Origin of the sequence: Streptomyces huiliensis, from assembly GCF_020037025.1 — a bacterium.
Taxonomy (GTDB): Bacteria; Actinomycetota; Actinomycetes; order Streptomycetales; family Streptomycetaceae; genus Streptomyces; species Streptomyces huiliensis.
Genome location: NZ_JAIQLH010000185.1, coordinates 1 through 489, shown reverse-complemented (window position 1 = coordinate 489; position 489 = coordinate 1). Strand labels below are relative to the sequence as shown.

Annotated in this window: 1 protein-coding gene; it reads right to left on the bottom strand. The window is 78.3% G+C overall.

Features of this window, described 5'->3' with window-relative positions; all coding sequences use genetic code 11:
* Positions 1-489: molybdopterin-dependent oxidoreductase (locus JNW98_RS26305; RefSeq protein ID WP_372459326.1), on the bottom strand; the 489-nt coding region annotated here is incomplete at both ends.

Below are 489 nucleotides of genomic sequence, written 5' to 3'. Positions count from 1 at the left end.
GGCACCCCGGCCGCCCGCTCGCCGACGACGATCACGGCACCCTCCGCGCGCAGCGCCTCGGCCGCGGCGCGCGCGTCCTGGGCGGTGCCGTCGGCGAGGGCGCGCAGCCACTCCGGCTCGGTGCCGGGGGCGGCGGGGAGCAGCGTCCCGCCCGCCTTCGCCAGCCCGCGGGTGGCGAACGGCGCGATCGAGAACACCCGTTGCCCGTGCTTGCGCCACGCCTTGCGGAGCCGCAGGAAGACGCTCGGCGCCTCCTCCTCGGCCTCGAAGCCGACGAGCAGCACGGCCGGCGCCCGCTCCAGCGAGCGGTACGTCACCCCCTCGCCGTCGAGGTCCCGGCCGCGGCCTGCCACCCGGGCGGCCAGGAAGTCGGCCTCCTCGCCGCTGTGCACGCGGGCCCGGAAGTCGACGTCGTGCGTGCCGAGGGCGACGCGCGCGAACTTGGCGTACGCGTACGCGTCCTCCAGCGTCAGCCGGCCGCCGGTCAGC